This window comes from Rhodopirellula sp. JB055, from assembly GCF_043100905.1.
In the GTDB taxonomy this organism is placed as follows: Bacteria; Planctomycetota; Planctomycetia; order Pirellulales; family Pirellulaceae; genus Rhodopirellula.
The window spans coordinates 1-7,669 of record NZ_JBICHO010000458.1 but is presented as its reverse complement, the minus strand read 5'-3'; the positions used below and the strand labels follow the sequence as shown (position 1 = coordinate 7,669).

The 7,669-nt window shown below is 56.5% G+C and carries 8 protein-coding genes; 4 read left to right on the top strand and 4 right to left on the bottom strand.

Annotated elements, in window-relative coordinates; genetic code table 11:
* The coding region (locus ACF8AM_RS18020) for a proprotein convertase P-domain-containing protein (RefSeq protein WP_392556976.1) at nt 1-511 on the top strand (511 nt) is incomplete at its 5' end.
* On the opposite strand, the gene ACF8AM_RS18015 is transcribed toward ACF8AM_RS18020, so the two are convergent.
* The 4 genes from ACF8AM_RS18015 to ACF8AM_RS18000 all read right to left on the bottom strand — a co-directional run bounded on the left by ACF8AM_RS18015 (nt 497) and on the right by ACF8AM_RS18000 (nt 4,732).
* Nucleotides 497-883, bottom strand: a complete 387-nt coding sequence (locus tag ACF8AM_RS18015) for a hypothetical protein (protein WP_392556977.1) — start codon at nt 881-883, stop codon at nt 497-499. The two genes, ACF8AM_RS18020 and ACF8AM_RS18015, sit on opposite strands and share 15 nt — an antisense overlap.
* A gap of 15 nt (nt 884-898) precedes the next feature.
* Entirely contained in the window at nt 899-1,753 is an 855-nt protein-coding gene (gene sdhB, locus ACF8AM_RS18010; RefSeq protein ID WP_392556975.1) for a succinate dehydrogenase iron-sulfur subunit, read from the bottom strand.
* Between the two features lie 73 nt (nt 1,754-1,826).
* On the bottom strand, nt 1,827-3,836 hold the full coding sequence (sdhA, locus tag ACF8AM_RS18005) for a succinate dehydrogenase flavoprotein subunit (RefSeq protein ID WP_392556974.1): 2,010 nt from the start codon (nt 3,834-3,836) through the stop codon (nt 1,827-1,829).
* Between the two features lie 41 nt (nt 3,837-3,877).
* Nucleotides 3,878-4,732, bottom strand: a complete 855-nt coding sequence (locus tag ACF8AM_RS18000; RefSeq protein ID WP_392556973.1) for a succinate dehydrogenase cytochrome b558 subunit — start codon at nt 4,730-4,732, stop codon at nt 3,878-3,880.
* A gap of 502 nt (nt 4,733-5,234) precedes the next feature.
* Between ACF8AM_RS18000 and ACF8AM_RS17995 the strand changes: the two genes are divergently transcribed.
* The 3 genes from ACF8AM_RS17995 to ACF8AM_RS17985 all read left to right on the top strand — a co-directional run.
* The gene (locus ACF8AM_RS17995) at nt 5,235-6,230 is read left to right on the top strand and encodes a UDP-2,3-diacylglucosamine diphosphatase (protein ID WP_392556972.1); all 996 of its coding nucleotides are present in this window, start codon (nt 5,235-5,237) and stop codon (nt 6,228-6,230) included.
* Between the two features lie 199 nt (nt 6,231-6,429).
* Nucleotides 6,430-6,993, top strand: coding sequence for a dTDP-4-dehydrorhamnose 3,5-epimerase family protein (locus tag ACF8AM_RS17990; RefSeq protein ID WP_392556971.1), 564 nt, complete (start codon nt 6,430-6,432; stop codon nt 6,991-6,993).
* Nucleotides 6,990-7,669, top strand: a 680-nt coding sequence (locus ACF8AM_RS17985) for a methyltransferase domain-containing protein (protein ID WP_392556970.1), incomplete at its 3' end; no start/stop codon positions are given. The genes ACF8AM_RS17990 and ACF8AM_RS17985, both read left to right, overlap by 4 nt.

Here is a 7,669-nt window from a genome sequence, read left to right as displayed (position 1 = left end):
CGATGGCCTGCTCACCAAGAGTGAACTGGCGGGATCCACCTCGCTGATGGGCGGCAACTATCGGAACGAAACCGCCGCCGCGTTGCCACCTCGCAAAACCGTTATCTCGGAAATCTTCATCGAAGAAGATTACTTGATCGCAGACCTCAATCTGCAACTGTCAATCACGCACACGCACGACGACGCACTGGACGCCTACCTCGTCGGCCCCGACGAAACAAAGATCGAACTGTTCACCGGAGTCGGCGGGCACGACGACCACTTCGACCGGACACGATTCGACGACGATGCCCACATCCCGATCACGAAAGCTCGCCCACCATTCGAAGGCACCTTCCTTCCCGAAGGCCGCCTGAAGAACCAACCCAGCCTCAGTTCCTTCAATGGAAAAAGTGTCCAAGGAACATGGCAACTGGTCATCGTGGGCACCCGCAGTGAACGGTTTGGACTGCTCCACAACTGGAGCCTCGACATCACTCCCGACACGTCGAAGCCATTACAATCTCAATGAAGGATCGTCGACCGCGTAAGCCTCGACCTCGAACGGGTTGCCGCGGTAGGCGTCGCGGCCCATCAGTTTCAGCACCAACGAGGCGGTGAGGTAGGCGACCAAGAAGAACGGGCCCCAGCGTTCGTACTGCTGAACATGAACTCGCTCGTGTCGCCGAGTTCGATTCAGATCCCCGGGCGTGCATCCCAACACCACGTGACCAAGCGTCATCGCGGCGGCGGGCACCGGCATCGATCGCAAGCCCCGGGAGATCCAGCGGCCGTGAATTTCAATCACGCCCGAAACCCAAGCAAACCGACCTCCCAATAACAACCCAATCGTGATTCCGATCAGGGTGTTGGGGGCGGCCCAGAGATACCGCAACCAGCGAATCCGCAGCCGAGTCAATTACTTTTCAAACCAACTCTTGATGGCGTGCAACGTCGTTGCTCGCCCAGCACGTGCGATCGATGTGGTCAGCGGAATTTCCTTGGGGCAAACCGCCACGCAGTTCTGAGCGTTCCCGCATGAAGCCAGTCCGCCAGGCCCCTCCAAGGCTTCCAATCGCTCGCCAGCCAACACCTTTCCCGTGGGATGGTTGTTGAACAACATCGCTTGCGAAATCGCGTGCGGCCCCACAAACGCTTCGGCATACGCTTGTTCTTTGCGAGCTTCGAACTCTTCGTTCGACTCGCCTGATTTCTGGGTCAGTTCAATCTTGTTGTACTGAGGGCACGCTTCGAGGCAGCAACCACAACTCATGCACTGGCTGAGCGGGTAATTGCGTTCTTGGTCCTCTCGCAGAATCCGTTCCCCGGCCCCCATGTTGAAATAACTGTCGACTGGCACCCACGCTTTGACTCGTTCCAAACCTTGGAACAACCGAGCGCGATCCACGACCAAGTCACGAACGACCGGGAACTTGCTCATCGGTTCCAGAACGATCTCGTCCGGATTGTCCGCTAGCAAACGGTCCACCAACGCACTGCAACTTTGGCGAACTCGCCCATTGATGACCATCGTGCATGACCCGCAAACCTCTTCCAAACAACCACAATCCCAGGCAACGGGGGTGACCTTTTTCCCGTCGCGGTTGGTCGACTGAGCCGCGATCCGTTGCAGAACGCTGATCACATTCATCTCGGGCTCGTACTTGATCTTGTGGAGTTCCCAGTACGGGGCTTTTCCGGGAGCGTCCTGACGACGCACGCGAACGTTGATGAACTCGGGTCGTTTCTTATTCGAAGGTTCGAGAGCAATCATCGGTGGAAGAATTCAAAAGAAGGTTGAGAGGCGGTGCGGTGAACAAAGCAGTTGGTTGAAAACGACGGATGACTCAGTTGGTTCCCACCAACCCAGCACCGGAATTCTTCTGAGCCGCTTTTTCCGCAGCTCGTTCATTCCAAACTTCTTCGATCGCCTCGGCACCAACCAATCCGTACAAACGCGGGCGGGGTGGAATCAATGACGTGTCAACGTCTTCGTACGCTAGGTCCGGCTGATTGGTGCTGGCGTTCCAAGTCGCGACCGTGGTCTTGAGGTACTTTTCATTGTTGGCTTCGAAGGCGTCGCACCAAGCCTCCGCCTGACGACGCCGCTCCACGGGATCATCCGACGTCAAGGAAGGCTTTTTGAAGTCCGGTTTGTAGTGAGCCCCACGGCATTCGTCACGTTGCAATGCACCTTTCAAAAGTGCCTTCGCCAGCGGGAACATGTCCTGCAGTGATTTGGCGAAGATCACGTTCTGGTTGGTCCATGAACCGGTGTCGGCCAGGGAAACCTTCATCGCGCGTTCGTGCAGCTCGTCGACCTTCTTGATCGCCTCTTCTAACTGGTCGTTGCGGCGAACGACGGTCGCGACGCGAGTCATCAGGTCGCCCAATTCTTGGTGAATCAGGTAGGGGTTTTCATCACTGCCCGCATTGCCGTTGAGCAGGTGATCGTGACGGTCCTGCTGGGCCTTCACGGCCGAATCAAGCAGCGATTGAGGCACGTCAGCCGCCCCAGATTCTTGCGAAGCCGAATAGTTCATGATCGACGATCCGGTGAACAAACCGGTGAAGATGCATGACAACAACGAGTTGGCCCCCAAGCGGTTTGCACCGTGATAATGGTAATCGCACTCACCAATCGCGTACAAACCATCAATGCTGGTCATGTGGTTGCGTGGGGCACCGGCTTCTAAGCCGCCATCTTCGCTTCGGACGTAATCCGCCCACAAACCGCCCATGCTGTAGTGAACCGCCGGGAAGATCTTCATGGGTTCGTCGCGTGGATCAACCCCCTGGAACTTCTCGTAAATCTCAAGGATCCCGCCGAGCTTTCGATCCAGCTCTTGACGCGGGATGTGTGTCAAATCGAGGTAAACGCACATGCGGTCTTCTTCGACGCTGAGCCCTTCATTGACGCAGATGTCGAAAATTTCACGCGTCGCGATGTCACGCGGAACCAAGTTCCCGTATTCGGGATAACGTTCTTCCAAGAAGTAATAACGATCTGCCTCAGGAATGTCGCGAGGACCACGCGAATCCTGAGGTGTGCGAGGCACCCATACCCGGCCGCCTTCGCCGCGAGCTGATTCGCTCATCAATCGCAGCTTGTCGGCACCCGGAATCGCCGTGGGGTGAACCTGAATGAATTCCGCATTGGCGTACTTGGCACCGTTTTGGAAACAACGGCTCGCGGCACTGCCGGTGCAGAAGACGCTCATCGTGCTGCGACCGTAGATCAGGCCGCAACCACCGGTGGCAACCACCACAGCGTCGGCTGGAAACGCTTTGATTTCCATCGACACCATGTCTTGAGCCACCACGCCGCGGCAGCGGCCGGTTTCATCTTGAATAGGGCCGAGGAAGTCCCAAAACTCGTATTTGTTGACGTTGCCTTCCGCTTCTTGCCGGCGGACCTGTTCGTCCAAGGCGTACAGCAACTGCTGCCCTGTCGTCGCACCCGCGAACGCGGTTCGCTTGTACAGCGTCCCGCCAAAACGCCGGCGGTCGATGAAACCTTCGCCCGTTCGGTTGAACGGCACGCCCAAGCGGTCCATCAACTCGATGACCTTTGGCGCCCAATACGCCATCTCTTTGACGGGCGGCTGGTGATTCAAAAAGTCACCGCCGTAGACCGTGTCGTCGAGGTGTTTCCACTCATCGTCGCCGAGTTGCCGAGTCGCGTCGTTGCAACTGTTGATGCCGCCCTGCGCGCAAACACTGTGCGAACGCTTGACGGGCGTCAGGCTGATCAAATCGACTTGGGCGCCCAGTTCGGTCAACTTCATCGTCGACGCCAAACCGGCCAAACCACCCCCAACGACAACCACGCGGGTGGGCGAGTTGGATTGTGCCATGGAACGTTTCCTTCAAAGAATCAAAATGGGTGGTTGCAAACTTATTCGGTGATCGCGTCTTCGCTGGAATCGGACGCTTCGTCAGCATCGAATTCTTCCACTTCGACGGGGGTTCGTTTCTCGGGCATGTCGTATGCCAGCCCCGTTTCCATGGCAGCTTCGTACATGATGGCTTCCTCGGCCTGAGCCTCGGCGATGTCCTCAGCATCCATGCGAACTGCACCCCACCAGGCTGCCGTTCCAACCAAAGCCAGTATCACGCCGAAGACGGTGCAGACCTTGGTCGCCCGCTGCTGGGCTTGTGGCGAAACCCAGAATCCCCAGGTGATTCCAGCGGTCCAAATGCCGTTGGCGAGGTGATAAACCGTTGCCAAAACACCCGCCAAGTAAAACGCCGGCCAAACGTAGCCCTGCATCGCTTCGCCAAGCGACGACGCCGCGTTGTACGGATGGAAACTGGCAAACCCGAGCGGTTCCATGACGGCCAGCCAAAAACCAGCGTGGAACCAGCCGTGTAGGTGCAACACGTGCGTCATCAAGAAAACCAAGGCGATCAAACCCGTCCAACGTTGCCAGACGTAGCGTCGATTGCCGGTGAATTGGTAGTTGCCCAGGTTCGATTTGCCCGTTCGGATGATCCAAACGCCCAAAATCGCGTGGAACAACAACGGAGCGAAAATCCCGCCCCATTCCACCACAGGAAGCAAATCCCCGAGGCTGTGAATCATAAAAACCGCTCGCTGGAACGTTGCCGTTCCGTTGAGCAGACTCGCGTTGGTGGTCAAGTGAATGACCATGTAAACGCCCAGCGGCACAATCCCGGTCAACGAATGCAGTCGTCGAATGGCGAATTCGTGACGCAGGAAAAACGATTGCGAACGAGTGAGTTCAGACACGTGGGTCCAGGTCTTCTTGAGGTGGAAACTGGCCAATCTGAGAACCGTCATTCAACCGACAAGGCAACGCAAAAAGCATTTCGCCAAAAAGCATTTCCCCACCGTTTGATTCGGCTCAACCGCCGAAGTTTACGCCTTCCGGACAGTTCAGCCTAGAGAGCAGTGCTGCTCCTTCCCGCTGGATGCGACCATCTGTCGCAAAAGTGTCCCCCTGACAAATCGCTTTGGATCGCAACTGCGCGGACGCCGTCACCCCCGTCGCACGGGACCAAGCGTCGTACTCAGTGGCGTATTATCCCCCAGAACTTCGCTCAGAATGCACCCGAATGCCGCTGGTGTCCCCAGAACGCTTCGCCTCCCAAATCGCCGTCGATGATTATTTTGTGAATTGATTTCGTCTTTCGAGTCATTGGGACTCGACTTTTGTCTCCAGTGGTTATCCTGACCACCAACACGTTGACCTTCGTTTGGCGACCTTCGTTTGGCCCGATGGACCTCCCTGTTGATCACTTTTCTGCCCAATCAATCGACGGCCGTTCTGCCGCCCCGCGGCGCGCGACCAGGCCCCACCCAGCAGTCCAGCGCGGCTTCCCACCCCGCAAAATCGGCTGGCGTTGCCGCCGCAACGCGATCGGTTCGGTCGATTTTCATCAGCGACGTCCACCTCGGCTTGCGTCACGCTCAGGTCGGTCGATTGCTGGAATTCCTCAACGACCATGCACCTGAACACCTGTATCTCGTCGGTGACTTTATCGACGCTCGCGTGCTGCACATGCATCCGTATTGGCCGCCGATCTACGATCGCTTGCTGAATCGATTGGCCGAATTGGCGGACGAAGGAACCGCGATCCACTACACGCCAGGCAATCACGACGACTACCTGCGACATGCAGACTGGCCCGAAATCGCAGAATCAGGCGATGTGACGGTCAGCGAAGAATTCCTCCACGAGACCGTCGACGGACGACGAGTCGTGGTGCTGCACGGCGACCAATTCGACAAGGTTGAACGCCGAGCCCACTGGCTTTCAATGATTGGCACCTTTCTCTACACGTTGCTGCTGACTGCGGATCGAGCGATCAACCGAGTGTTGAAGTGGTTGCGAATGAAGCCTCGGCGGATCAGCCGCTATCTCAAACAGACAACCAAACGGGTCGTGCAGTGGGTCAGCGGATTCAAAGGCAAAGTCCGCCAACACGCGTGTTCCAATGACTGCGACGTGATCGTGTGCGGTCACATCCATATCCCGACGGTGCGACGCTTGAGTCCCACCTCGGATCGCCCCGGCGCCAAGCGACCGCTGTACTTCAACTTGGGGGACTGGGTTGAGAACGCCACTGCCATGGTCGAGTACGGAAACGGCGAGCTGGAACTGATCGACTTCGACCACGCCGACCGGATCCCTCCGGCGTCCACCACCACTCGGTCTCAAGCCACCGACCAACTCACCCCCAGAGCCGCCGCCATCAAACGCCACCTCTTCACCGGCATGGGGTGAACTGATCCGAACAAGTGTCAGCATGATTGAACTGACGCACAAAACCGTTACCTTGGGCGGCAAATTCACCCTCTGCAGAATTTGCAACGCGATTCGTCGAACTCCGCCTAGCACTTGGTGAGCCGGTAACGGCCGACCACCCGACCGACGTCGCCATCACACACGGGTGAATCTATCCAGGATGGAGCCTCGGACCCCCATGACCAATCGCTTCCAGATTCATACCACGCCAATCGAGGACTTAGCGGTTCTCGAGCGCAAGCCGATCGGCGATCATCGTGGTTTCTTGGAAAGAATGCATTGCAACCAAGACCTCGACGCGCTACTCCGCGGCTCCACGATTGTTCAGATCAATCGGACGCTTACCCAGCAACGTGGAACCGTTCGGGGAATGCATTTCCAACGGGCGCCTCATTGCGAAAAGAAGATCATCAGTTGCCTACGTGGCGCGATCTTTGATGTTGCCGTCGATCTGCGCCCCAACTCGGAAACTTTTCTTCAGTGGCATGGGGTCACTCTGAGTGAATCCAACCATCGCACCTTTTTCATTCCCGAAGGATTTGCGCACGGATTTCAAACACTGACGGGCGACTGTGAACTGCTGTACCTGCACACTGCGTTCTATCACGCAGACTCAGAAGCTGGCCTCGATGCGATCGACCCGACCTTGGCCATTGAATGGCCACTGGAAATCTCGCAACGCTCTGACCGCGACAACCACCTTCCGAAACTTGACGACAGTTTCAACGGAATCCAACCATGAAATGCCGACACTGCCATCATCCGCTGACACTCCCCTTTGTCGACTTAGGCAGCGCCCCGCCATCCAACGCCTATCTCACCCAGGAATCACTACGATCACCTGAAAAATGGTTCCCACTACGCGTGTTGGTGTGCGATCAATGTTGGCTGGTTCAAACCGAAGACTTCTCCAATGCAGAAGAACTATTTGATTCTCAATATGCCTATTTCAGTGGTTTCTCAACCAGTTGGCTGACACACAGCGAAAAGTATGTTCACGAGATGATCGAGCGATTCTCGCTCAACCCAAACAGTCATGTTGTTGAAGTTGCTGCCAATGATGGCTACCTGCTGCAGTACGTTCAGGCGGCCGGTATCCCGTGCCTGGGGATTGAGCCCACAGCGAGCACAGCCCAAGCCGCTCGAGAGAAAGGGATTCCGATTGTCGAGCGATTCTTTGGTGTTGATCTGGCAACAGAACTCGCAGCCGAGAACAAACAATCAGACCTAACTGCGGCAAACAATGTCCTCGCACACGTCCCCAACATCAACGACTTTGTACGTGGATTCCCCATCATCCTGAAAGAGGACGGCGTCTCAACGTTTGAATTCCCCCACTTGGTGAAGCTAGTTCAAGAAAGTCAATTCGACACGATCTATCACGAACACTTTTCATACCTCTCCCTCACTGCAGTAGA

Bases quoted from the DNA above. Each gene is read 5' to 3' on its own strand.
- sdhB (WP_392556975.1), bottom strand. From the start codon at position 1,753: ATGATTGCTCTCGAACCTTCGAATAAGAAACGACCCGAGTTCATCAAC.
- sdhA (WP_392556974.1), bottom strand. From the start codon at position 3,836: ATGGCACAATCCAACTCGCCCACCCGCGTGGTTGTCGTTGGGGGTGGT.
- ACF8AM_RS17990 (WP_392556971.1), top strand. From the start codon at position 6,430: ATGACCAATCGCTTCCAGATTCATACCACGCCAATCGAGGACTTAGCG.